This window comes from Streptomyces sp. NPDC034049, from assembly GCF_055575575.1.
In genome coordinates this window covers 117,825-141,345 of the sequence record NZ_JBVISJ010000018.1, presented here as the reverse complement: position 1 = coordinate 141,345, position 23,521 = coordinate 117,825, and the positions used below count along the sequence as shown (strand labels likewise).

At 71.3% G+C, this 23,521-nt stretch carries 18 protein-coding genes; 7 read left to right on the top strand and 11 right to left on the bottom strand.

The features are described from left to right. Positions 1–10: 10 nt before the first annotated feature. Positions 11–2,524 (bottom strand): DEAD/DEAH box helicase, encoded by a 2,514-nt coding sequence (locus tag ACZ52C_RS36440; protein WP_469078812.1) that lies wholly within the window; start codon positions 2,522–2,524, stop codon positions 11–13. A 166-nt stretch (positions 2,525–2,690) separates the two neighbouring features. Between ACZ52C_RS36440 and ACZ52C_RS36435 the strand changes: the two genes are divergently transcribed. Continuing rightward, positions 2,691–3,485, top strand: a complete 795-nt coding sequence (locus ACZ52C_RS36435; RefSeq protein ID WP_329897365.1) for a metal-dependent hydrolase — start codon at positions 2,691–2,693, stop codon at positions 3,483–3,485. Positions 3,486–3,550: 65 nt separating this feature from the next. Here the strand turns inward: ACZ52C_RS36435 and ACZ52C_RS36430 are convergent, their stop codons facing one another. From ACZ52C_RS36430 to ACZ52C_RS36420, 3 genes are all read right to left on the bottom strand, one after another. Further along, entirely contained in the window at positions 3,551–4,021 is a 471-nt protein-coding gene (locus ACZ52C_RS36430) for a DUF5709 domain-containing protein (protein ID WP_469078811.1), read from the bottom strand. Positions 4,022–4,456: 435 nt separating this feature from the next. Beyond that, positions 4,457–6,238 carry an ABC transporter ATP-binding protein gene (locus tag ACZ52C_RS36425; protein WP_469078810.1) on the bottom strand — a complete coding sequence of 594 codons (1,782 nt, stop codon included), beginning with the start codon at positions 6,236–6,238 and terminating at the stop codon, positions 4,457–4,459. Further along, on the bottom strand, positions 6,235–8,136 hold the full coding sequence (locus ACZ52C_RS36420; protein ID WP_469078809.1) for an ABC transporter transmembrane domain-containing protein: 1,902 nt from the start codon (positions 8,134–8,136) through the stop codon (positions 6,235–6,237). Before ACZ52C_RS36420 ends, ACZ52C_RS36425 begins: the two co-directional genes overlap by 4 nt. Positions 8,137–8,523: 387 nt before the next feature. On the opposite strand from ACZ52C_RS36420, the gene ACZ52C_RS36415 reads away from it, so the two are divergent. From ACZ52C_RS36415 to ACZ52C_RS36405, 3 genes are all read left to right on the top strand, one after another. After that, on the top strand, positions 8,524–9,219 hold the full coding sequence (locus tag ACZ52C_RS36415) for a hypothetical protein (protein ID WP_469078851.1): 696 nt from the start codon (positions 8,524–8,526) through the stop codon (positions 9,217–9,219). Positions 9,220–9,487: 268 nt separating this feature from the next. Continuing rightward, positions 9,488–11,032, top strand: coding sequence for a peptide-N4-asparagine amidase (locus ACZ52C_RS36410; RefSeq protein WP_469078850.1), 1,545 nt, complete (start codon positions 9,488–9,490; stop codon positions 11,030–11,032). Positions 11,033–11,176: 144 nt separating this feature from the next. After that, entirely contained in the window at positions 11,177–12,640 is a 1,464-nt protein-coding gene (locus ACZ52C_RS36405; protein WP_469078808.1) for a cation:dicarboxylate symporter family transporter, read from the top strand. A 102-nt stretch (positions 12,641–12,742) separates the two neighbouring features. Here the strand turns inward: ACZ52C_RS36405 and ACZ52C_RS36400 are convergent, their stop codons facing one another. After that, positions 12,743–13,198, bottom strand: coding sequence for a MarR family winged helix-turn-helix transcriptional regulator (locus ACZ52C_RS36400; protein ID WP_469078807.1), 456 nt, complete (start codon positions 13,196–13,198; stop codon positions 12,743–12,745). Positions 13,199–13,378: 180 nt separating this feature from the next. Here ACZ52C_RS36400 and ACZ52C_RS36395 point away from each other — a divergent pair, with 180 nt between their 5' ends. Together ACZ52C_RS36395 and mltG are read left to right on the top strand one after the other, a co-directional pair. Next, the gene (locus ACZ52C_RS36395; RefSeq protein ID WP_469078806.1) at positions 13,379–15,217 is read left to right on the top strand and encodes an ABC transporter ATP-binding protein; all 1,839 of its coding nucleotides are present in this window, start codon (positions 13,379–13,381) and stop codon (positions 15,215–15,217) included. A gap of 43 nt (positions 15,218–15,260) precedes the next feature. Continuing rightward, complete coding sequence (gene mltG / locus ACZ52C_RS36390; protein ID WP_469078805.1) at positions 15,261–16,148, top strand: endolytic transglycosylase MltG; 888 nt, start codon at positions 15,261–15,263, stop codon at positions 16,146–16,148. A gap of 96 nt (positions 16,149–16,244) precedes the next feature. Here mltG and ACZ52C_RS36385 read toward each other — a convergent pair whose 3' ends face one another. Further along, complete coding sequence (locus tag ACZ52C_RS36385; protein WP_469078804.1) at positions 16,245–17,321, bottom strand: NAD(P)-binding domain-containing protein; 1,077 nt, start codon at positions 17,319–17,321, stop codon at positions 16,245–16,247. 130 nt (positions 17,322–17,451) lie between these two features. Here ACZ52C_RS36385 and ACZ52C_RS36380 point away from each other — a divergent pair, with 130 nt between their 5' ends. Then, complete coding sequence (locus ACZ52C_RS36380) at positions 17,452–17,874, top strand: YjbQ family protein (protein WP_045560323.1); 423 nt, start codon at positions 17,452–17,454, stop codon at positions 17,872–17,874. 99 nt (positions 17,875–17,973) lie between these two features. On the opposite strand, the gene ACZ52C_RS36375 is transcribed toward ACZ52C_RS36380, so the two are convergent. The 5 genes from ACZ52C_RS36375 to ACZ52C_RS36355 form a co-directional block, all read right to left on the bottom strand. Then, the gene (locus ACZ52C_RS36375) at positions 17,974–18,618 is read right to left on the bottom strand and encodes a dihydrofolate reductase family protein (RefSeq protein WP_469078803.1); all 645 of its coding nucleotides are present in this window, start codon (positions 18,616–18,618) and stop codon (positions 17,974–17,976) included. Between the two features lie 230 nt (positions 18,619–18,848). Next, positions 18,849–20,123 carry an ABC transporter permease gene (locus ACZ52C_RS36370; RefSeq protein WP_469078802.1) on the bottom strand — a complete coding sequence of 425 codons (1,275 nt, stop codon included), beginning with the start codon at positions 20,121–20,123 and terminating at the stop codon, positions 18,849–18,851. Further along, on the bottom strand, positions 20,120–20,926 hold the full coding sequence (locus ACZ52C_RS36365) for an ABC transporter ATP-binding protein (protein ID WP_469078801.1): 807 nt from the start codon (positions 20,924–20,926) through the stop codon (positions 20,120–20,122). The genes ACZ52C_RS36370 and ACZ52C_RS36365 overlap by 4 nt, the downstream gene beginning before the upstream one ends. Beyond that, positions 20,923–22,497: a peptidoglycan-binding protein gene (locus ACZ52C_RS36360; RefSeq protein ID WP_469078800.1), complete on the bottom strand. Its 1,575-nt coding sequence runs from the start codon at positions 22,495–22,497 to the stop codon at positions 20,923–20,925. Before ACZ52C_RS36360 ends, ACZ52C_RS36365 begins: the two co-directional genes overlap by 4 nt. After that, positions 22,490–23,419 (bottom strand): hypothetical protein, encoded by a 930-nt coding sequence (locus ACZ52C_RS36355; protein ID WP_469078799.1) that lies wholly within the window; start codon positions 23,417–23,419, stop codon positions 22,490–22,492. The genes ACZ52C_RS36360 and ACZ52C_RS36355 overlap by 8 nt, the downstream gene beginning before the upstream one ends. Positions 23,420–23,521 lie beyond the last annotated feature (102 nt).

Here is a 23,521-nt window from a genome sequence, read left to right as displayed (position 1 = left end):
TCTCCTGTGCTCACAGCTGACCGACGTCGGTGACCTTGACGACGGCGCGTCCCTCGGCATCGGAGGCCGCGAGGTCGATCTCCGCGCTGATGCCCCAGTCATGATCGCCGTTCGGGTCGGCGAAGGTCTGCCGGACGCGCCACAGCCCGTTCTGCGGCTCCTCCTCGATCATCAACAGCCGCGGGCCACGGGCATCGGGACCGGTGCCCAGCTCCTCGTACTCGTCCCAGTACTTGTCCATCGCCTCACCCCACCGCTCGGCGTCCCAGCCGGACTCGGCGTCCATCTCGCCCAACTCGTCCACGTGGTCGAGCGCGGCCAGTTCGACGCGGCGGAACATGGCGTTGCGGACGAGCACCCGGAAGGCTCGCGCGTTGGAGGTGACCGGCTTGACCTGGTCGGCCCTCTCCTGGGCCTCCTCGGCCGTCATCTCCTCGGGGTTGGCCAGCTGCTCCCACTCGTCGAGGAGACTGGAGTCGACCTGGCGCACCATCTCCCCGAGCCAGGCGATCAAGTCCTCCAGATCGTCCGACTTCAGATCGTCGGGGACGGTGTGGTCGAGGGCCTTGTAGGCGCCGGCCAGGTAGCGCAGCACGATCCCCTCGGTCCGCGCCAGCTCGTAGTGGGACACCAACTCCGTGAAGGACATGGCCCGTTCGTACATGTCGCGGATCACGGACTTCGGCGACAGCGGATGGTCGCCGACCCAGGGGTGGCTCTTGCGGTACGTGTTGTACGCGTGGAAGAGCAGCTCCTCCAGCGGCTTGGGGTAGCTGACGTCCTGCAGCCGCTCCATGCGCTCCTCGTACTCGACCCCGTCGGCCTTCATCGCGGCGACGGCCTCGCCGCGCGCCTTGTTCTGCTGGGCGGCGAGGATCTGCCGCGGGTCGTCCAGCGTCGACTCGACGACGGACACCATGTCGAGGGCGTACGACGGGGATTCCGGGTCGAGCAGTTCGAACGCGGCCAGCGCGAAGGTGGACAGCGGCTGGTTGAGCGCGAAGTCCTGCTGGAGATCGACCGTCAGCCGGACGATACGGCCCTCGGCGTCCGGCTCGTCGAGCTTCTCGACGATGCCGCCGTCGAGGAGCGAGCGGTAGATCGCGATCGCCCGGCGGATGTGGCGCAGCTGCTGCTTGCGCGGTTCGTGGTTGTCCTCCAGCAGATGCCGCATCGCCTCGAAGGCGTTGCCCGGCCGGGCGATCACCGACAGCAGCATCGTGTGGGTGACACGGAAGCGCGAGGTGAGCGGTTCCGGATCGGAGGCGATGAGCTTCTCGAAGGTGTTGTCGGTCCAGCCGACGAACCCTTCCGGAGCCTTCTTGCGGACCACCTTGCGACGCTTCTTCGGGTCGTCGCCGGCCTTGGCGAGGGCCTTCTCGTTCTCGATGACGTGCTCGGGTGCCTGCGCGACCACGAAGCCCGCCGTGTCGAAGCCCGCCCGTCCCGCACGGCCCGCGATCTGGTGGAACTCACGGGCCCGCAGGGTCCGCACCCGGTTGCCGTCGTACTTGGTGAGGGCGGTGAACAGCACGGTGCGGATGGGGACGTTGACGCCGACACCGAGCGTGTCCGTGCCGCAGATGACCTTCAGCAGACCGGCCTGGGCGAGCTTCTCCACCAGACGCCGGTACTTGGGCAGCATGCCGGCATGGTGGACGCCGATGCCGTGCCGCACGTAACGCGAGAGATTGCGGCCGAACTTTGTGGTGAAGCGGAAGTTGCCGATCAACTCGGCGATCTGGTCCTTCTCCTCCCGCGTGCACATGTTGATACTCATCAGCGCCTGCGCCCGCTCCACGGCCTGCGCCTGCGTGAAGTGCACGATGTACACCGGCGCCTGCTTGGTGGCGAGCAGCTCGGTGAGCGTCTCCGTCAGCGGGGTCAGGACGTACTCGTAGGACAGCGGCACCGGGCGCGTCGCCGAGCGGACCACGGAGGTCGGGCGACCGGTGCGCCGGGTGAGGTCCTTCTCGAACATGGAGACGTCGCCGAGCGTCGCCGACATCAGGATGAACTGGGCCTGCGGCAGTTCGAGGATCGGGATCTGCCAGGCCCAGCCCCGGTCGGCCTCCGCGTAGAAGTGGAACTCGTCCATCACGACCTGGCCGACATCGGCGTGCTTGCCGTCGCGCAGCGCGATCGAGGCGAGGACCTCGGCGGTGCAGCAGATGATGGGGGCGTCGGCGTTCACGGAGGCGTCGCCGGTGAGCATGCCGACGTTCTCGGTGCCGAAGATCTTGCACAGCTCGAAGAACTTCTCCGAGACGAGCGCCTTGATCGGGGCCGTGTAGAAGGTGACCTCGTCGCGGGCGAGGGCCGCGAAGTGGGCGCCCGCCGCGATCATGCTCTTGCCGGAGCCGGTGGGCGTCGACACGATCACGTTCGCGCCGGAGACCACCTCGATGAGCGCCTCCTCCTGATGCGGATAGAGGGTGAGACCGCGTTCCTGGGCCCACGCCTCGAAGGCTTCGTAGAGGGCGTCGGGGTCGGCGGTCCGCGGCAGCTGATCGATGAGGGTCACGCCCCCATCTTGCCTGCCCGCGCACCCGATGGGGGAATCGGCTGCCGGCCCGAAGATCGCGAACGCTACGCTGTGGCGCCGACACGGCGTCAGCGCACCTGGACAACTGGACAGCGGCACAAGGCGCCTGGACAGCGGCACGAACGGAATGGGACGAGGCACGGCCATGATGGGACCAGCACACTCACTGTCGGGAGCCGCGGCCTGGCTCGGCGTAGGAGCCGCGGCGGCTGCCACCGGGCACACGATGCCCTGGCCGGTGCTCCTGGTCGGTGCGCTGATCTGCGCGGGCGCCGCACTCGCTCCCGACCTGGACCACAAGGCCGCCACGATCTCCCGCTCCTTCGGGCCGCTGTCACGCTGGGTGTGCGAGATCGTCGACAAGCTGTCGTACGCCGTCTACAAGGCGACGAAGAAGCAGGGCGACCCGCGCCGCTCCGGTGGGCACCGCACGCTGACGCACACCTGGCTGTGGGCGGCGCTGCTCGGTGCCGGTGCCTCCGTCGCCGCGATCACGGGTGGCCGCTGGGCGGTGCTCGCCATTCTCTTCGTGCACCTGGTGCTGGCCATCGAGGGCCTGCTGTGGCGGGCGGCCCGGGGTTCGAGCAGCGATGTGCTGGTGTGGCTGCTGGCGGCGACCAGTGCGTGGATCCTCGCGGGTGTCCTGGACAAGTCGGGCAACGGGGCGGAGTGGCTGTTCACGCAGCCGGGCCAGGAGTACCTGTGGCTCGGACTGCCGATCGTCCTCGGCGCGCTGGTGCACGACATCGGGGACTCGCTGACCGTCTCGGGGTGCCCGATCCTGTGGCCGATACCGATCGGGCGCAAGCGCTGGTATCCCGTGGGGCCACCGAAGGTCATGCGGTTCCGGGCCGGCAGCTGGGTCGAGCTGCGCGTGCTGATGCCGGTGTTCATGGTGCTCGGGGGAGTGGGCGCGGCGGCGGCGCTGAACGTCATCTGACCGGGCGCGCACACTCCTGGCGGCGCACCGGCCGCCCGGATCCGGACGGCAGCCGCGCGTGGGCGTCAGCTCGGCCGGGAGTCCTCGTCCACGATGTGCATGGCGGCCTCCTCGGCGGAGGCGGCCGCTCCGTCGATACCCACGTCGGTGGCGATCAGCCCGCTCTCCTCGTCCTCGTGCGCGCCCTCGTCGGGGGCTACCAGACGGCCGGAGCGGAGGACTCCCACCTCGTTGTCCAGCGGCTCGCCGTCCGTGTCCTGGGAGTCGCCGATGCCGTCCCCGTCGGGGTCGGCGATGTCCGGGAGCTCTTCGGCGAGGCGCTGCTCCAGGGTCTCGCCGCGCAGCCGCTCCGCCGCCGTCACACCGGTGTGCTCCACCGCCCATGGCCGTTCCGGTGGGGACCAGCCCCGGTCGAGGGGGTCGGCCACGCCGTCGGCGACCAGGGTGTCCTCGGCGTCCAGCAGCCCCGCGTCGTCCTGGATCTCGGATCCGTCTGGCTGGTAGACGTCGTCTCCCCATCCGCCGGCTCTGTCCACGGGTACCTCCAGTGGTGGGGCGGGCCCGGTGCCACCGTTCGGCGACGGTGGGCGCGCGGACCGCTGGGCGACGGCCCGAACCCCGCGAACCGGGCGGTTCACGGGCGTCCCCCGAATCAGTGCCCACCACCAGCCTTCCACTCGCGTTCGGCACCGCGCAACGGCAGGGCGACAGCGGCTGCCGGACCCGGCCCGCACGGCCGGGGCGAAGCGGACCGCCGGGCAGATGCGGAGCGGACCACCGTCGGGGCTGGGGCGGGACCGGCGGCCGAGGCCGGTAGGGAGCCGACTGTCCAGGCAGTGCCGGGCTTCGTCGGCGAGGCTCCGCCACCCCCGATCGCCGCGCACGGGCCGGGCCGGGGTCGCCCCCTGCCCGGCGGCCGGTCGGTGGCGGCCGTTCCGCGCCGGTCGGCGGTGTCCCCGCGCCAGTCCGGGTCAGCCGTGCCAGGACCTCCACAGCGCGGCGTACGCGCCGTCCGCCGCGACGAGCTGGTCGTGGCTGCCCAGCTCGCTGATGCGGCCGTTCTCGACGACGGCGATGACGTCGGCGTCGTGGGCGGTGTGCAGACGGTGCGCGATGGCGACGACAGTGCGGCCGTCGAGGACACGGGCGAGGGAGCGTTCCAGATGGCGGGCCGCCCGCGGGTCGAGGAGCGAGGTCGCCTCGTCCAGGACCAGGGTGTGCGGGTCGGCGAGGACCAGCCGGGCCAGCGCGATCTGCTGGGCCTGCGCCGGGGTGAGCGTGAACCCGCCGGAACCGACCTCGGTGTCCAGCCCCTCGTCGAGGGCCCGCGCCCAGGCGTCGGCGTCGACCGCGCCCAGCGCCGCCCACAGCTCCGCGTCCTGAGCGCTCGTGCGTGCCAGGAGCAGGTTGTCGCGGAGGGAGCCGACGAAGACGTGGTGTTCCTGGTTGACCAGGGCGACGTGGGAGCGGACGTCCTCGGCGGGCATCCGGGACAGCTCGGCACCGCCGAGGGTGACACGGCCGTCGCGGGGAGCGTAGATCCCGGCGAGCAGTCGCCCCAGGGTCGACTTGCCCGCGCCGGACGGACCGACGAGAGCGAGCCGGGTGCCGGGCGGGACCTCCAGGGACACCTTGCGCAGGACGTCGACACCTTCGCGGTACCCGAAGCGCACCTGGTCGGCGTGGACATGGCGTCCCTCGGGGGCCACGGCCGGGTCGCCCGCGTCCGGTTCGATGTCCCGCACCCCGACCAGCCTGGCCAGCGACACCTCGGCGACCTGGAGCTCGTCGTACCAGCGGAGGATCAGGTTGACGGGGTCGACGAGCATCTGGGCGATGAGCGCGCCCGTGGTCAGCTGCCCGAGCGAGATCCAGTCCTGGAGGACACACACCCCGCCGATGATCAGGACGGATCCGAGAACCGTGGTGTGGGTGAAGTTGATGACGGGGAAGAGCACCGACCGCAGCCACATGGTGTACCGCTCCCACGCGGTCCATTCGCGGATCCGCTGGTCGGAGAGGTCGATGCGGCGGGTGCCGAGGCGGTGGGCCTCGACGGTGCGGCCGGCGTCCACCGTCTCCGCGAGGACGGCGGCGACGGCGGCGTACCCGGCGGACTCCGAGCGGTAGGCGAAGGGGGCGCGTTTGAAGTACCAGCGGCAGCCGACCACCAGCAGCGGCAGGGCCAGCAGGACGGCGAGGGCCAGCGGGGGCGCGGTCACGGCGAGGCCGCCGAGGAGCAGCGCCACCCACACCACGCCGATGGCCAGTTGGGGCACGGCCTCGCGCATCGCGTTGGCGAGCCGGTCGATGTCCGTGGTGATGCGGGAGAGCAGGTCACCCGTTCCGGCGCGTTCCAGCACACCCGGCGGCAGGCCGACCGACCGCACGAGGAAGTCCTCGCGCAGGTCGGCCAGCATCCGCTCGCCGAGCATGGCGCCGCGCAGTCGTACCTCCCGTACGAAGACGGCCTGGACGACGAGGGCGGCGACGAACACCGCCGCGGTGACCTCCAGATGGAGTTCGCGCGCGCCGGCGGAGACCCGTTCGACGAGTGCGCCGAGCAGGTAGGGGCCCGCCATCGAGGCCACGACGGCGACCGTGTTGACGGTGATGAGCAGGACGAACGCCCGGCGGTGCCGGCGGAACAGTTCGGCCACGTAGGCGCGTACGGTCGCGGGGGCGCCGACGGGCAGGGTGTTCGCCGTCGTCGGGGCGGCCGGGTCGTAGGCCGGGGGCGCCACGCCGATCATGCGGTCTCCTCGATCTCTTCCAGTTCGTCCAGCACGTCACCGAGAGCGGTCTTGCGGTCGTTCGGCCGACCGGTGAGGGCGGTCTTCCTGTCGGCTTTCCTGTCGGTCATGTCGGCCTGTCTGTCGGTCTTCCGGTCGGGGCCTGTGTCGGTCGTCTCGCCGGTCTCCTCGTCGGTCTCGCGGGTGACGACGGCCCGGTACCGGGGTTCCTTGTGCATCAGGTCGCGGTGCAGGCCGACCGCCGCCACCTCGCCGTCGTGGACGAGGACCACGCGGTCGGCGAGGTCGAGCAGGAGCGGCGAGGAGGTGAGAACGACCGTCGTGCCGCCCGCCCGCAGCGAGCGGATGCCGTCGGCGACCCGGGCCTCGGTGTGCGAGTCGACGGCGGAGGTCGGCTCGTCGAGGACCAGCACGTTCGGGTCCGTGATCAGGGAGCGGGCCAGGGCGAGCCGCTGGCGCTGGCCCCCGGACAGGGACCGTCCGCGCTCGGTGATCCGCGCGTCCAGCGGGTCACCGGCGTCCAGTGATCCCTGGACCAGGGCCTCCAGGACGTCACCGCACTGGGCGGCGGTCAGCGCCTCCTCGGCGGTGACCTGGCCCGAGGAGGGGACGTCGAGGAGGTCGCGCAGGGTGCCGGAGAGCAGCACCGGGTCCTTGTCCTGGACGAGGACGGCCGTGCGGGCGGAGTCGAGCGGCAGTTCGTCGAGCGGTACGCCGTCGAGGAGCACGGAGGTGCCCTCGTCGGGGGCGTGGCCGCCCAGCCGTTCCGCCAGTCGTCCGGCCGCGTCGGGGTCACCGCACACCACCGCCGTGAAGCGCCCGGCGGGCGCGAGCAGCCCGGTGGCCGGGTCGTACAGGTCGCCGGTGGGCACGGTGGCCTCCCGGGACCCCTCGGTGTCCGTGGCCCGTTCCAGCGACAGCACCCCGGCGGCCCGCTTGGCGGACGGACGGGAGAAGGAGTACGCCATCGCGATCTCCTCGAAGTGCCTGAGCGGGTACGTCAGGAGCATGACCGCGCTGTACACGGTGACCAGTTCGCCGATCGTGATCCGGCCCTCGCGGGCGAGACCCACGCCGTGCCAGACGACCGCGATCATCAGCAGGCCCGGCAGCAGCACCTGGATACCGGAGATGAGGGCCCACATACGGGCGCTGCGGACGGCGGCGTGCCGGACCTCCTGGGAGGCTCGGCGGTAGCGGTCCAGGAAGAGGTCCTCGCCGCCGATGCCGCGCAGCACACGCAGGCCCGCGACGGTGTCGGACGCCAGCTCGGTGGCGCGGCCCGCCTTCTCGCGCTGGAAGTCGGCGCGACGGGTCGCGCGGGGCAGCAGCGGAAGCACAGCCAGGGCGAGGACGGGGACTCCGACGGCGACGACGATGCCCAGGGCCGGCTGGTACACGACCAGGCCGACACAGACCAGCACCACGGTGAGGGCGGCGGCGGTGAAGCGGGAGACGGCCTCGACGAACCAGCCGATCTTCTCGACGTCGCCGGTGGAGACCGCGACCACCTCGCCGGCCGCGACCCGGCGGGTCAGCGCCGAGCCGAGCCGGGCCGTCTTGCGGGCCAGCAGCTGCTGGACGCGGGCGGCGGCGGTGATCCAGTTGGTGACCGCCGCCCGGTGCAGGAAGGTGTCGCCCAGCGCGATGGTGAACCCGCAGACCAACATCGCCACGCCCGCGAGGGCGAGTCGGGATCCGGAGCGGTCGACCACGGCCTGGATGGCGAAGCCGACACAGAACGGCAGTCCGGCGACGGAGGTGAAGTGCAACAGCCCCCACGCCAGCGCCTTGAACTGCCCGCCCAGCTGATTCCGGCCGAGCCACCACAGGAATCGGGGGCCCGAGCGCGCGTCCGGCACGCCGGGGTCTTCATAGGGAAGGTCTTGAATCTGCATGACGTCCCAGAGGCTCGTGTCAGGGGTGGGGGAGATGGTGGAGAAGTGGGGAGAAATAGGGCGGCGAGGTCCAGCCACCGGCCGTGAAAGGTTCCCGTCGCGGAGTGGTCGGAAGCAAACGGTTTTCCGGGGCCCGGCAAAGTTTCGGCCTGGAGCGTCCGTGGGAGGCCCGACGCGCGGGACGACGGGCGCCCGCGTCCGGTGAGCGGTGCGACGATGGACCGCATGCGAATAGGCGGTACGAGGCGGGGACGAACCGGCACGGCGAGTGATGCGGGCGCGGGTGGCACGGGCGGAGTGGACGGCGTGGGCGCGAAGAGGGGAGGCGCGAAGAGGGGAGGCGCGGCTCGTGTCGGGCTCGCCGCGGTGGTCTGCGGCGCGCTGGTGATGTCCGCCGCGGCGTGCGGCGGTTCGGGTGACACGGGCGACGGGGCGAGGGCCGACGCGAACGCCACGAAGTCCGGGGGCAAGACGGATCGTGCCGCGGCCGAGGCCGCGGACCCGACTCGTGTCCCGGGTGTCGGCGACCGTCTCCAGAAGCAGATCCCCGCGGAGTCCCGTCAGGTCGTGGCCGTCTACGGGGAGGGCCGGAACGACGCCGACGCGACGGTCGTGCTGTACACGAAGAGCGGCTCCGCCTGGAAGAAGACCCGCAGTTGGGAGGGCCACAACGGCAAGAAGGGGTGGACCACCGACCATCGGGAGGGCGACAAGCGCAGCCCGGTCGGCGTGTTCACCCTGAGCGACGCGGGAGGGGTGCTGGCCGACCCGGGGGCCAAGCTGCCGTACAGCCGGTCGGCGTCGTTCCAGGCGCCGCACTACTGGGCCGAGTCGCACTGGCACGACTTCGACTACGTCATCGCGATCGACTACAACCGGGTCAAGGGCACCTCGCCGATCGACCCGACGCGTCCCGAGGGCCAGTCGAAGGGCGGCAGCATCTGGCTGCACATGGACCACGGCAGCGGCACCTCGGCCTGCGTCAGCCTGTCCAAGTCGGGCATGGAGTACCTGCTGCGCACGCTCGACCCGGCGCTGCACCCGGTGATCGTCATGGGGGACAAGGCGGAACTGAAGGCCTGAGGCGTCCGGTACGCCTGTGCCCGCTTGTGGCCGGAGATCCCATTGCGGCGGGGTGTCGACTCCCCGTAGAACTCCGGCCATGAGAAGCCGGATCATCATGTCCATGTTCGCTGGAGGGACCCTCCTGGCGAGCACCCTCCTCGGGGCCGCCCCCGCCCGATCTGCCGACACCTCTTCCCGATCTGCCGACACCTCTTCCCGATCCGCCGACACCCCTTCCCGGTCCGTCGACGCCCTTTCCCGATCCGCCTCCACCCCCTCCCGCCCCATCGCCTCGCCCTACCGAACCGACGGATCCGTAGCCGTCCCCGCCGAGTTCGGCACGGACTGGCACGATCCGATCACCGCCGCCCCGCCCGTCTCCCGACCCGAGAACACGAGGTCGTGCGAAGTGACGGTCGCCGAGGCCCGGTTCAAGGACTTCACGCCGTACCGGGGGACCTACAGGCCACCGGCGGAGTGCGGGAGGAACTGGAGCAAGGTCGTCCTGCGGCTCGACGGCAAGGTGAAGGGCCGCCAGTTCGACCGGCTGGGCCATCTGCGGATCGGCGGCGTCGAGGTGTTCCGGACGTCCACTCCACAGCCCTCTCCCGACGGCATCGAATGGTCCGTGGAGAAGGACGTCACGCGCTACGGCGAGACCCTGCGCAGCGAGCAGCCGATCGAGATGCTCATCGGCAACGTCGTCGACGACACGTACACCGGGATCATCGACGTCAAGGTCACGCTCACCTTCTACGCCGGCCGACCCGACGCGAGAACGGCGCGAACCGTCCCCGACCGCGTCCTCACCCTCCAGGACGGCACCGGCCTCACCACGCCGCGCAACAGCGAACGCATCGTCGCCGAGGTCTACGCGACCGGGTCCGGCGGCGGTTGCGAGGAGTACTGGTACCTGACGGTGCCCGACGAGGCGCCGTACTCCTGCAAGGCCGACGACGGGCCCTACCGTGAGGTGCGGATCGAGGTGGACGGACAACTGGCCGGAATCGCCGCGCCGTTCCCGAACGTCTGGACCGGCGGCTGGTCCAACCCCTTCCTCTGGTACGTCGTCCCCGGCCCCCGCGCCTTCGACGTCCAGCCCCTCAGCTACGACCTCACCCCCTTCGCGGGGCTCCTCAACGACGGGCGCCCGCACCGGATCGAGGTGTCCGTCGCCGGCGTGCCCGAGGGGCAGAGCGGCTGGAGCACCCCGGTCAACGTCCTGGTCTGGCAGGACGAGAAGAGTGAGCACGTCACCGGCGCCCTCACGAAGGTGCGGGAGGGCGACTTCGTCAACTCGTCCACGTACACGCCGGGTGCGGAGCACCGCCTCCACACCGAGGGGAGTCATCGGCTGACCGTCGCCGGGTACGTCGACACCTCCCACGGTCGGGTCACGACCACCGTCCGCCGAAGCCTCCTCAACACCTCGACGCACACCTGGTCGGACGGCGAGAACTCCGACGCGCTCGACGCGAGGTGGAGCGACGACGAGACGGTCACCGTGAACCACCGGGCGACGCGTGTCCGGTGGTCGTACACGATGGACGGAACGACCACGCTCGGCGCGGGCGATCGGCTGCGGACCGTGCTCACGCTCGGCGACCGGGCCACGGTCACCGAGACGCACGGCGGACGGCGCACGGCGTGGACCCGGCTCGACGACACGTACACCGGTGACGCCACATACACCGCGAACGTACCGCGCGACCAGCGGCACGCCGTCGGGACGACGAGCGAGCGCTACCGGACGTACGGGTCGGACGACTGCTACGACCGTTCGCTGGTCTCCGTACAGGGAGTGCTGACGGAGGACCATATGGGCTGTTGACGCCTCATGCGTGCGATGTGACGTCTGTTCGATGATTTACCTCTGCGAAACACGGCGGTCTTCCCCGTGAGCGACGACTCCCCGATAGTGATCGACGCGGAAGCACTTTTCCGCATGACAGAAAGTCCCCTCGGAGGAGTGCCCGTGCCGCAGTCCGTACCGTCCCTGCCGCGACGCGTCGCACGCATGCTGCGTACCTCATTGTTCGCGCAAGTCGGAGTCGCGCTTGTGCTCGGAATCGTCGTCGGAAGGTTGTGGCCCGACGCGGCCACGACCTTCCAACCGCTCGGCGACGGTTTCATACGGCTCATCAAGACCGTCATCTCGCCGCTGGTCTTCTGCGTGGTCGTCGTCGGCATCGCCAAGGCCGGCAATCTGAAGGCCTTCGGGCGGATCGGGCTCAAGGCCCTGATCTGGTTCGAGATCGCCTCGACGGTCGCGCTGCTCATCGGTCTGGTCGCCGCCAACGTCTTCGGTCCCGGCTCCGGCATGAACGTCGACCCCTCGAAGCTCGACACATCGGCGGTCGACGCGAAGACCGCCGGCGGTGAGCTGCCGACGACGAGTGAGTTCATCCTCAACGCGCTGCCGCAGAGCGCGATCGGCGCGTTCGCCGAGAACGCGCTGCTCCAGGTGCTCGTGCTCGCGTGCCTCACCGGTGCCGCGCTGCTGCACCTCGGCCACACCAAGGTGCCCAAGATCCTGCCCGCCATCGAACAGGCCCAGGAGGTCATCTTCGCGATCGTCGGCTTCGTCATGAAGCTGGCCCCGCTCGCCGTGTTCGGCGCGATGGTCCACCTGGTCGGTGAGTACGGCCTCGGCGTGATGAAGACCTACGCGAAGCTGATCATCCTCTGCTACGCCGTCGCCGCCGCGTTCCTGGTGCTGCTGGGCGTCGCGCTGAAGCTGATGACCGGGCTGAGCCTGTGGAAGTTCGTCCGCTACACGCGGGCGGAGATGCTGCTCGCCCTGGGCACCGCCTCCAGCGAGTCCGTGATGCCGCGCATGATGCAGAAGCTGCGGCAGGCCGGAGCGCGTGACGACGCCGTGGGTCTGGTGCTGCCCACCGGCTACTCCTTCAACCTCGACGGCGCGTCCATCTACCTCTCCATCGGCACCCTGTTCATCGCGCAGGCCGTGGGGGTGGACCTCAGCCTCAGTCAGCAGATCACCGTCGTCCTGGTCCTCATGCTGACCAGCAAGGGCATGGCGGGCATCCCCGGTTCGGCCTTCCTCGCGCTGTCGGCGACCGCCTCCTCGCTCGGCGCCATCCCGGCCGGCGCCGTCGCCCTGCTCCTCGGCGTCGACCGCATCATGGACTCGATGCGTGTCGTCACCAACCTCCTCGGCAACTGTGTCGCCGTCTTCGCGGTGTCGAAGTGGGAGGGCGCCCTGGACACCGACCGGGCGAAGAAGATGCTCGACGGTGAGATCGAGTTCGTGGAGGAAGAGGACGAGCCCGGGAGGACCCCCGCGAAGGCGGCGGACCAGCCCGCTGACAACCCTGCGAAGGCGGCGGCGGACCAGCCCGGGGACACTCCTGCGGAGGCGGAGGTTCCGCCCCTCTCCAAGGCGGAGGTCAAGGAGACCTCGTCCGGAGTGAGTTGATCCTGCCTCCTGACGTCCTCACTCCTCCCCTCGTTCATGGGTGAAGGGCCCGGCGCGGATTACCGCGCCGGGCCCTTCACCCATGAACGAGGGCGTCGGCGCTCAGCAGCGCCGCTCCGCCGTCGGCGCCCCGTCGACCAGCGTGTCGAGCAAGCCTCCGAGCACTCCCCGCTGATCCTCCGACAGCGGCGCAAGGATCTCCTCCGCCGCCGAGCGGCGCGCGTGGTGCAGCTCCCGCAGGACCTTGCGGCCCTCGTCCGTGACCTCTATCCGGATCACCCGCCGGTTGGTGGGATCGGGCGCCCGGCGCACCCGCCCACTGTCCTCCAGCGCGTCGACCAGGGTCGTCACGGCTCGGGGTACGACCTCCAGCTGCTCCGCCAGATCCGCCATCCGCGGCGGCGTGTCGTAGTGGGCGAGGGCGCGCAGCAGTCGCGACTGCGCCGGGGTGATCTCCAACCCGCTCTGCTGGAGGTGGCGCTTCTGGATGCGGTGCACACGGCGGGTGAGCCGCAGCAGCTGCTCGGCGAGCAGTCCGTCGGCGTCGGGGTCGGTCATACCGGAACAATATCAGGACCATGTTCATTGTGAGTATAGGTAACAATGAGCTAGGCTCCGCAGGCCCCCGGAACTCCCGGCCGTCACACAGCCCAGCCCAGCACGGCCCAGCACAGCACGGCCCAGCACAGCACCGAACCGCACCGCACTCCACATCCGTCTCACCTCCCGTAGGAGCCCATGCATCCCGACCACGAACCCACCTGGGCGCCCTCCGCCGACGCGCGCGAACAGCCCCGACAGGTGCGCCGCATCCTGAAGCTCTTCCGCCCCTATCGCGGCCGGCTCGCGATCGTCGGTCTCCTCGTCGGCGCCGCGTCGCTCGCGTCGGTGGCCACGCCCTTCCTCCTCAAGGAGATCCTCGACACCGCGATCCCCGAGGGCCGCACCGGGCTGCTGAGTCTGCTGGCCCTCGGCATGATCGTCAGTGCCGTCCTGACCAGCATCTTCGGTGTTCTCCAGACGCTGATCTCCACGACCGTCGGTCAGCGTGTCATGCATGATCTGCGCACCGCCGTCTACGGCCGGCTGCAGCGGATGTCGCTCGCCTTCTTCACCCGGACCCGCACCGGCGAGGTGCAGTCCCGCATCGCCAACGACATCGGCGGCATGCAGGCGACCGTCACCTCCACAGCCACCTCCCTGGTGTCCAACACCACCAGCGTGGTCGCCACGGTCGTCGCGATGGTCGCCCTCGACTGGCGCCTCACCGTGGTCACCCTGCTCCTGCTGCCGCTCTTCGTGTGGATAAGCCGCCGGGTCGGCGCCGAGCGTAAGAAGATCACCACCCAGCGGCAGAACCAGATGGCCGCCATGGCCGCGACGGTCACCGAGTCGCTCTCCGTCAGCGGCATCCTGCTCGGGCGCACCATGGGCCGTGGCGACTCGCTCACCAAGTCCTTCGCCGAGGAGTCCGAGGGGCTCGTCGACCTGGAGGTCAGGGCCAACATGGCCGGGCGCTGGCGCATGGCCATCATCACCGTCGTCATGGCCGCCATGCCCGCCGTCATCTACTGGACCGCCGGCATCGCGTTCCAGTTCGGCGGCCCGTCCGTCTCTGTCGGCACGCTCGTCGCCTTCGTCTCGCTGCAGCAGAACCTGTTCCGGCCGACCGTGAGCCTGCTGTCCACGGGCGTGCAGATCCAGGCCTCGCTCGCCCTCTTCCAGCGCATCTTCGAGTATCTCGACCTGCCGATAGACATCACCGAGCCGGAGAACCCGGTCCACCTCGACCGGATCAAGGGCGAACTCCGCTTCGAGAACGTCGAGTTCCGCTACGACGCGACATCGCGCCCGATCCTCGACGGCATCGACCTGACCGTTCCGGCGGGCGGCAGCCTCGCCGTCGTCGGGCCGACCGGTGCCGGCAAGTCGACCCTCGGCTGCCTGGTGCCCAGGCTGTACGACGTCACGGGCGGCCGGGTCACCCTCGACGGGGTGGACGTACGCGACCTGGACTTCGACACGCTGGCCCGGGGCATCGGCGTCGTCTCGCAGGAGACGTACCTCTTCCACGCCTCCGTCGCCGACAATCTGCGCTTCGCGAAGCCGGACGCCACCGACGAGGAGCTGCACGCGGCCGCGCGGGCGGCCCAGATCCACGACCACATCGCGGCCCTGCCCGACGGCTACGACACGATCGTCGGCGAACGCGGCCACCGCTTCTCCGGCGGGGAGAAGCAGCGTCTCGCCATCGCCCGCACCATTCTGCGCGACCCCCCGGTCCTCATCCTCGACGAGGCGACCAGCGCCCTCGACACCCGTACCGAGCACGCGGTGCAGGAGGCCATCGACGCGCTCTCCGCCGACCGCACCACCGTCACCATCGCGCACCGGCTCTCCACCGTCCGCGGGGCCGACCAGATCGTCGTGCTCGACTCCGGGCGCGCCGTCGAACGCGGTACGCACGAGGAACTGCTGGAGAGCGACGGGCGGTACGCGGCGCTGGTCCGGCGGGACGCTCGGCTGAAGCCCGGCCGGGAGGTGGCCAAGGTGCCGAAACTGGAGCCGACAAGATGAAGATATGCCGGGTTTGAGGTGATATGCGGGTTACCGTGCCCGCATGCAGATGAACACTCCGCCACGGAGCACGATTCGACTGACGCGTCGGGGCCGGGCCGCCCTCATCGCGGCCGGGGCCGTCGTGGCGGCCACCGCCGTGGCGGTGCCGCTGCTGAGCGTGGGGGGCGGTGACGGCGCGGCCGAGCGCCCGGCGTCCCTGGTGATCCCGGAGGGCTGGCGCTCCGGCCAGGTCTACGAAGCCGTCGACAAGGCCCTCGCGCTGCCCGCCGGTTCCACCAGGAAGTCGCTGTCCAAGGCCAAGCTGTCGCTGCCCGAGGACGCCGAGGGCAACCCGGAGGGCTATCTCTTCCCGGCGACCTATCCGCTGCGGGAGAAGTCGACCCCCGAGTCCCTGCTGGCGGCCATGGTCGAGACCGCCAACAAGAAGTTCAACGGCGGCCAGGTCACGGCCGGGGCCCAGCGCAACGCGATGAACGTCTATCAGGCGGTCACCATCGCGAGCATCATCCAGGCCGAGGCGGCCGCCGAGGAGGACATGGGCCGGGTGGCCCGGGTCGTCTTCAACCGCCTCGAACGCGGGATGCCGCTGCAGATGGACTCCACCATCAACTACGCGCTGAACCGCTCCACGCTGAACACCACGGTCGACGACACGAAGATCGACAGCCCCTACAACTCGTACCGGCGCATGGGCCTGCCGCCGACGCCGATCGCCAACCCGGGTGAAGCGGCGATGCGCGCCGCCGTCAACCCGACGGAGGGCGACTGGCTGTACTTCGTCACGGTCAAGCCCGGCGACACCCGCTTCACGGCGAACTACCAGGAACACCTGCGCAATGTCGCCGAGTTCAACCAGAACCGCCGGAAGGCGTCACCGGAGGCCGGGGCGGGCAGCGGATCACTGCCACCGTCACCGGCGACCGGCTGAGGCATCGGCGGCTGACTGAGGCGCGATCGGCCCTGCCAGGTCCGTCGGCCTTGCCGGTCCGGCTCGGGGCGCCGGGCCGGGCTGTTGCGGGACGCGTCAGACGGTGGCCGGTTCGGTCGTCAGGAGCCGGCGGATGTCCCGTACCGCCGTGCGGCCGGCGCGGTTGGCGCCGATGGTGCTCGCCGAGGGGCCGTACCCGACCAGATGGACGCGCGGGTCGGCGACCGCGCGGGTGCCGTCGACGCGGATGCCGCCACCCGGCTCGCGCAGCCGCAAGGGGGCCAGGTGGTCGACGGCGGCGCGGAAACCGGTCGCCCAGAGGATGACATCGGCGTCGGCACGGCGACCGTCGTCCCACTCCACGCCGTCCGGGGTGATCCGGTCGAACATCGGCAGCCGGTCCAGGACGCCGTCCGCGATGCCCTGCCGGATCGCGTCGTTGAGCGGCAGCCCCGTCACCGACACGACGCTCCGCGGCGGCAGCCCCTGCCGCACCCGCTCCTCCACCAGGGCGACCGCCGCCCGCCCGGCGCCCTCGTCGAACGGTCCCTCGCGGAACACGGGCGGACGCCTCGTCACCCAGGTCGTCGCTGCGGCGTACGGCGCGATCTCCAGCAGATGCTGCGTCCCGGACGCGCCCCCGCCGACCACGATCACCCGCAGACCCGCGAACTCCTCGGGGCCCGCGTACTGGGCGGTGTGCAACTGCCGCCCCCGGAAGGTCTCCTGGCCGGGGTAGCGCGGCCAGAACGGCCGGTCCCACGTTCCCGTCGCGTTGATCAGCGCCCGCGTCGACCACGTCCCGGCCGAGGTCTCGACGAGCAGCCGCCCGCCCTCGCCCTCACGCACGGCCCGGACGTCCACGGGACGCCGTACCCGCAGGTCGAAGGTGCGTTCGTAGGTGGCGAAGTACTCGCGGACGACGTCGGCGGACGGTCGCGCCGGATCGGCCCCCGTCAGCTCCAGACCCGGGAGCGCGTGCATCCCGTGCACCTTGCCGAAGGTCAGTGACGGCCAGCGGTACTGCCAGGCGCCGCCCGGCCCGGGGGAGTGGTCCAGCACCACGAAGTCGTGCTCCGGCAGGTAACCGGTGCGGCGCAGGTGATGGGCGGCGGCCAGACCTGCCTGACCGGCGCCTATGACAACCACTTCGACCTCACGCGTGTCGTTCACGCTTCTCCCAACGGAGAGGAGACCTCGGATCTTCCCGCGTCGCCCACGGCTCCCCGCTCACGGCTCCCCGCTCACGGCTTCCCGCTCACGGCTCCCCGCTCACGGCTTCCCGGTGCGCGAGGATGGAGTCATGTCCGATGCCTTCACCACCCGAGTCCTGAACATCGCCTCCGGCTCGCGCGAGCGGGTCGTCGACCTCACCCACGACTGCGAGGCGTTCCTGCGCGAGGCGGCGGCCGGCCGGGACGGTCTGCTCAACGTCTTCGTCCCGCACGCCACGGCCGGCATCGCCATCATCGAGACGGGCGCCGGCAGCGACGACGACCTCCTCGCCGCCCTGCGCACCCTGCTGCCCGCCGACGACCGCTGGCAGCACCGCCACGGCACCCCCGGCCACGGCCGCGACCACGTCCTCCCCGCCTTCGTCCCACCCCACGCCACCCTCCCGGTCCTCGCCGGACAACTGGAGCTGGGGACCTGGCAGTCGGTGTGCCTGGTGGACACCAATAAAGACAATGTCAACCGTCAGGTTCGACTGAGCTTCCTGGGCTGAGCGACGTCGTCCTGAGAGGCGGGCGAGGCGGGGCGGGGCGACGGCGTGGTGGCCGCGGCACTCGGTGTTCCGGGGGCGGTCGCAGGTCGGGGCCCGGCCTCAGTCGGTGTGCCCGACGCCGCGATCGGGAGCGCTCATGTCGCCCGTGCCGGGGGTGCCGTCGGCGAGTCCGTAGCGCAGGTACACGGTGCCCTTGGGGCCGGCCGCCGGTGGTTCGAGCAGCGTGAGGTTCGTCGGCACCTCGCCGCCGTCGAACACCTTCTTCCCGACGCCGAGCACGATCGGGTGCACCCAGAGGTCGAGACGGTCGAAGAGCTTCTCACGCAGAAGGCTCTGCACGAGGTCCAGGCTCCCGACGACCTTCACGTGCTCGTGCCGGTCACGGATCTCGCGCACCGCGGCGGCCAGATCCGAGCCGAGCTGCGTGGACCCGGCCCATGGGAGGTCGGGTTTTCCGCGGGAGGCCACGTACTTGGGCACCCGGTTGAAGAGGTCGGCGATCGCGCCGTCCTCGCCGCCCTTCTGGTGCGGCCAGTAGGCGGCGAAGATGTCGTACGTCCGCCGACCGAGCAGGAGCGCGTCCGTGCCCTCGTACGCGGCCCCGATCTGTGCCCCCGCCACCTCGTCCAGCAGGGGCGCCTGCCAGCCGCCGAACGGGAAGCCCTCCGGGTCCTCGTCGGGGCCGCCGGGCGCCTGTCCGACGAGGTCGAGGGTCGCGAACAGTTCGATGTGGATGAGGCCCATGGCTTACTCCCGATGAGATGGTCGTCCCGGTCACAAGGTAGCCCTCCGACAGAGACAGCACCGTGCTTCGTCGGCAGCCGCGCGGAGTGTCGTCGCCCGCCGGTGGTCCGGACGGACGACCGCACCCTCGCGGGCGGGGACGGCCCCGTTCGGGCGGCGGACGCGCTCGGCTCCGGGGTCGAACGGTGTACGGGCAAGCGGACTTTCCGGGGTCCGCTCTCGCTTTGGCGCTACCTTCGGAGGGCTTCGGCGGGTTCGACGCGGGAGGCCCGCCAGGCCGGGTAGAGGCCCGCCAGGACGCCGGTGACGAGGCCGATGAGGGGGGCCGCGGCCACGGTGCCCGGGTGGATGACGGCCGTCCAGTTCCGTACGACGGCGACGGTGAGCACGGTGAGCACCCCGAGTGAGGTGCCGACCAGCCCGCCCAGCATGCCGAGCGCCCCGGACTCCGCGAGGAACTGGCCCAGGATGTGACGCCCCCGCGCCCCCAGCGAGCGGCGCAGCCCGATCTCCCCGGTGCGTTCCAGTACGGCGACGAGCGTGGTGTTGGCGATGCCCACGGCCCCGATGAACAGGCAGATCGCGCCAAGGACGAGAAACAGCTGGTCCAGGTCCGACGTGACCGACGTCCGCAGGGACTTCGGGTCGGGCGGCGGTACGGCCCTGAAGTGGCCCGGCACGTCCGGGCGCAGGGCGATCGGCGCCTCCTCGGCGATCTGGACGGCCGCGCCGACCCGGGTGGAGATCAGCATCCCGGCGCGGTTCTGGGCGGGCGGTCCCCACAGCTCGGCCGCGGTCGTCCGCGGCACCACCACGGAGAGCAGCAGATCCGCCTTGCGTTCGACGTCCGCGACGATGCCGACGACCGTGAAGGGGACCTCACCGATGAAGACGGCGGGGCGGGTGTCCAGGGTGGTGATGCCGAGCCGGGCCGCCGTACCCGTGCCGATCACGGCGACCCGCTGCCGCTCCCTGTCGTGCCAGGCGTCGAAGAGCCTGCCCTGCCCGACGGTGGCCCGTGCCGCCCTGAGCACACCGGAGGACGCGGCGAGGACCGGGATCTCGTCGCCCCGCGCCCCCTCCCCGACCGGCGCGGCTCGCACCCGGCGGGCCGCGGGGGCGTCGACGGTCCAGTAGACACCGGCGGCCTCGACCCCGCCCAGCCGCTCGATCCTGCGGTCGGCGTCGTCCGGGAAGGAGAGGGCGGGTTTCACGGACGCGTCGCCGCCGGTGTCCTCGACGGTCACCTCGGTCGCGGTCAGGGAGTTGAAGCGGGAGTCGATCTGTGCGGAGGCCGTCGCGGTCAGTCCGAGGACCGCCACGAAGGTACCCACACCGAGCACGGTTCCGAGCGCGGTGAGCGCGGAGCGCCCGGGGAGCTGCAGCACACCGGCGACGGCCTCGGAGAGGAGGTCGCGAAGGGAGAGACGGGAGCGCTCGACGACTGTCCCGGCGGGCGTCGATCTTCGGTCCGCGGCTCCGAGGGTTCTTGTGCGCCTCCTCATACGGGGCCCATGCGTGCCAGGCCACGGCTCGGGCGCGGATGGTCCTGCCCGCCGTCGCCGTCGCTGCCGTTCTCGCTGAGCACACCGTCCCGGATGGTGACGGTGCGTCGTCCCCGGGCGGCGACGGCCGGGTCGTGGGTGATCACCACGAGGGTCATGCCGTCGTGGTGCAGCGCGTCGAGGAGGCCGAGCACGGACTCGGCGGTCGCGGTGTCCAGGCTGCCGGTGGGTTCGTCGCAGAGCAGGAGCGAGGGGCGGGCGACAAGGGCGCGGGCGATGGCCACGCGCTGGCGTTCACCACCCGAGAGCCGTGTGGGCAGCGCGTCGGCACGTGGAGCGAGCCCGACCCGATCCAACGCCTCCCGCGCACGCGCCGCCCGAGCCGGTCGCCGTATCCGTCCGCCGTACATCATCGCCAGCTCGACGTTCTCGCGTGCGCTGCGGTGGGAGAGGAGATGGAAGGACTGGAAGACGAAACCGATGCGCCGGCCCCGCAACGACGTGCGCTCGGCGTCCTTCAGTGCGCCGGTGTCATGCCCGTCCAGCAGACACACGCCCGCGGTGGGGGTGTCGAGCAGCCCCGCGAGGTTGAGGAACGTCGACTTGCCCGAGCCTGAGGGCCCGACGACGGTGACGTACTCACCCCGTTCCACCCGCAGATCACAGGGCTTGAGGGCTTCCACCGGGGGTGGTCCGGGGTAGGTGAGCGCGGCACCACGGAGTTCGAGCACGGGGACGGGGGCGGGTTCGGGTGCCGACGGCAAGGCGGTCGTCACGGTGTGCATGCCCACGGGTTCCGTCATCCCGCGTTCTCCCCGGCCGTGCCGTCGTCCGTCCGCCCACCCGTGTCGTCGTCGCCCTTGTCCCCGCCCGGCGTGCCACCCGTGACACCGACGATCACGCGGTCGCCCTCGTGGAGGGAGGCTCGGCCGACCGGGCGTACGGCGACGAAGCCGTTGCCCGTGGTGCCCGTCGTCACCTCCGTGCGGCGATGACGGCCGCCGGGCCCGTACACCGTGACGACCGCCTTGCCGTCGGCGCCCGAGGAGATCGCGCTCACCGGTACGATCAGCACCTTTTCCTTGGAGGAGCCTGCGGTCACCGTGAGCCGGACGTCCTCACCCGCGAGCTTCGCGGGAAGCTTCTTCGCGGGGTCGACCAGCAACACGTGGCCGCCTCCGCTTCCCTCGCCCGAGTCGCCGTCCCCGGCGTTCTGGCTGTCGCCGGTGTCCGGGTCGGGCTGCTCGGACACGGTGGTGACGGTGCCGTCGGCCGTGGTGCCGGTGGCTTCGGAGAGGATCTCCACCTGCTGCCCGGCCCGGACGAGTGCGCGCTGCTCGGGTCCGAGTGCGCCCTGCACGACCAGGTCACCGGAGGAGACGGTGAGAAGTGCGCTGCCGGGCCCAGCCTCGGCGCCGACCCGGGTGCCCAGGTGGTCGACGCGGGCGGGGAGACTCCGCAGGAAGACCACCTCGGCGGCGGGCAGCATGGGCCCGTCGACCGCCTCCAGCGCGGCCCGTTCGGCCCTGGCCGTGGCCAGGTCCTGAGCGGCGCGGCTCTTGGCCTTGCCCTTCGGCGCGTCCTCCCAGGCGCGCTCGGCCTGGGTCACCGTGCGTCCGGCGGCGGTCAACGCCGCGCCGCCGTCGGCTGTGGCGGGCAGGGGATCGTAGCCCCGGGAGGCGTACAAGGCGGTGAGGGCCCGCTTGGTCCCGGAGCCGAACGTGCCGTTCGCGTCGGGGGCGGTGCTGTGGCCGAGGCGGGCGAGCGCCTGTTGGAGTTGGGTCACGTCCGCGCCGTGTGCGCCGGGCTTCAGGTCGCGGTACGCGGGGAGGGTGCCCTGCAGCGCGAAGAGAGGGCGGCCGGAGATCTCGATCAGGAGCGAGCCCGCCCTGACAGCGGCGCCCTCCCGGAGCGGGGTCCTGGTGACCACCGCGCGTACGGCGTCCCCGCCGCCCGCCGAGAGGGCCGTGATCTCGACGGTCTGGTCGGCCCGTACCGTGCCGCGCAGCACGACGGAGTCCTTGAGCACCCGGTACTCGACCGGGGCGGTCAGCACATCGGCCGGGGGCGGCCCCTCCGAAGCGGCCCGTTCCGCCGGGGACTTGACGAAGGTGGCGGCTCCGATGCCCGCCCCCGACAGCACCACGGCCGCCGCGACGACGGTGATCAGCAGGGTCCGTCGCCGCGCCACCGAGGCCCGTCCACCCGCCGTCCGCTCCGTCTCCTCCGCCGTGTCCTCCGCCGACTCCTCCGCCAACTCCTCCGCCAACTCCTCCGGAGTCTCCTCCGCCAACTCCTCCGGAGTCTCCTTCGCCGGGCCCTCCGCCGGCTCCTCCGGCGTTCCGTCCGGTGCGGCCTCGTGCCTCTCAGGCACCGCTGCCCGCCAGCCGTCCCGAATTGCGCAGGACCGCGTCGACCGTGTGCTTCACGTCGGCCATGTGTTCGGCGTTCTTCTCGATGTACTGCTTCTCGTACGCGGCCTGCACGGCCCACCACACGCCGACGACGTTGGTCCGCCGCTTGCAGTCGACATCCGCCTGGGCCACCTGGATCTCCGCCCCGCCCGCCGGGGGTGGCGTCTTCCAGCGGTCGTCGTCGTTGGCCTGCATCGGGTCGTCGTACTCATGACCGGCCTCGTCCATACAGGCGCTCCACTCGCCGAAGACGTCCCGTACCCGTTCGTCGGCGTCCACACGGGCGCGGATCGCCACCCGCTCATTGGGCAGCTTCATGAACGTCTCGGTGCCGTCCGCGCCGAGGGTCGCGCGGTTCGCCTCCCCCTGACAGCCGCCCTTCGGGACCCGCTCGCCCGCGACCTGCTTGCCGGCGTCGGTGCCGACGAGGACCGCGCGCTCCGCCGCCGTCGGGGTGGTGTCCTCCCCGCTGCCCTCGTCCTTCCCGCCGGAGGGAGTCCGGTCGGGCGCCCGGTACCCGGACGCCGCCGCCGAGTCCGCGTCGACGAGGAAGTAGTAGCGGGTCTTGTCGGGGCGCAGATCGGGTACCTGCTCGGCGTCGAGCACCACGTCCATGGCCCGGAAGTCGAAGCCGAACCGGGACATGCACTCCCGGATCAGCAGCCGCTGCGCCTTGAGATAGGTCTGGTACTGCTCCTTGGTGAGGACGTAGGCGTCCAGCGGCAGATCGGGGATGTCGGCGCTGCCGCGCACCCGCGGCACCTCGCCGAGTTCCGGCGCGGAGGTGCCCGACGCGTCGCCGTCCGCGGAGCAGCCCGACAGAAGAGCGGCGGCGGCCAGGGCCACGGCCGGGAGGGCGACAGGGAACCGGATCCGGTTCATGGGTGGTCCGAACCTCCGGGTGGGAGAACCTTCTGGGAGACTTCCGACCAGTGGCGCCGGCGGATTCCGGCCGTCGGCGCCACCGCTCACCGTGCGAGGATC

Coding starts and splice junctions, on each gene's coding strand:
- ACZ52C_RS36435 (WP_329897365.1), top strand. CDS start 2,691: ATGATGGGACCAGCACACTCACTGTCGGGAGCCGCGGCCTGGCTCGGC.
- ACZ52C_RS36425 (WP_469078810.1), bottom strand. CDS start 6,238: ATGATCGGCGTGGCGCCCCCGGCCTACGACCCGGCCGCCCCGACGACG.
- ACZ52C_RS36420 (WP_469078809.1), bottom strand. CDS start 8,136: ATGCAGATTCAAGACCTTCCCTATGAAGACCCCGGCGTGCCGGACGCG.
- ACZ52C_RS36415 (WP_469078851.1), top strand. CDS start 8,524: ATGTCCGCCGCGGCGTGCGGCGGTTCGGGTGACACGGGCGACGGGGCG.
- ACZ52C_RS36400 (WP_469078807.1), bottom strand. CDS start 13,198: ATGACCGACCCCGACGCCGACGGACTGCTCGCCGAGCAGCTGCTGCGG.
- ACZ52C_RS36395 (WP_469078806.1), top strand. CDS start 13,379: ATGCATCCCGACCACGAACCCACCTGGGCGCCCTCCGCCGACGCGCGC.
- mltG (WP_469078805.1), top strand. CDS start 15,261: ATGCAGATGAACACTCCGCCACGGAGCACGATTCGACTGACGCGTCGG.
- ACZ52C_RS36380 (WP_045560323.1), top strand. CDS start 17,452: ATGTCCGATGCCTTCACCACCCGAGTCCTGAACATCGCCTCCGGCTCG.
- ACZ52C_RS36375 (WP_469078803.1), bottom strand. CDS start 18,618: ATGGGCCTCATCCACATCGAACTGTTCGCGACCCTCGACCTCGTCGGA.
- ACZ52C_RS36370 (WP_469078802.1), bottom strand. CDS start 20,123: ATGAGGAGGCGCACAAGAACCCTCGGAGCCGCGGACCGAAGATCGACG.
- ACZ52C_RS36365 (WP_469078801.1), bottom strand. CDS start 20,926: ATGACGGAACCCGTGGGCATGCACACCGTGACGACCGCCTTGCCGTCG.
- ACZ52C_RS36355 (WP_469078799.1), bottom strand. CDS start 23,419: ATGAACCGGATCCGGTTCCCTGTCGCCCTCCCGGCCGTGGCCCTGGCC.